Origin of the sequence: Staphylococcus auricularis (assembly GCF_051172115.1) — a bacterium.
Lineage (GTDB): Bacteria > Bacillota > Bacilli > Staphylococcales > Staphylococcaceae > Staphylococcus > Staphylococcus auricularis_A.
This window is the reverse complement of the sequence record NZ_JBPIZN010000024.1, coordinates 1-340: the sequence shown is the minus strand read 5'-3', so window position 1 is coordinate 340 and position 340 is coordinate 1. Positions and strand designations below refer to the sequence as shown.

Below are 340 nucleotides of genomic sequence, written 5' to 3'. Positions count from 1 at the left end.
CAGGAGTTGAATCTTTCTGTTGTTCACTTAAAGGAGTATTTTCATCTTGCGTAGTGTCTGTTTCTGTTGTGTTTTTAGTGTTTGCTTTTTGATCTGATTGTTCTTTATCATCAGAATCATTTGATGAAGTTTGTTCTTTTGCATTATCTTGTGCTTGTGTTGTATCTTCACTATCTTGTGAAGTCGCATTAATGTCTTCTTTGTTATTTTCTTTTGTGTTTTCTTTAGATTGTTGAGCAGTGTCTTGTGTTGTTGCGTCAGTATCTGCTGTTTCTGACGTTGCTGTTGATTCTTCTTGTTTAGCTGTTTGTTGTGAATCATCAACTGGCTTAATATCTTC

Annotated in this window: 1 protein-coding gene; it reads right to left on the bottom strand. The window is 34.4% G+C overall.

Annotation, left to right across the window (positions count from 1 at the left end; all coding sequences use genetic code 11):
- A partial coding sequence (locus ACSBRB_RS10635) for a hypothetical protein (protein WP_435032730.1) occupies nucleotides 1-340 on the bottom strand: 340 nt, incomplete at both ends.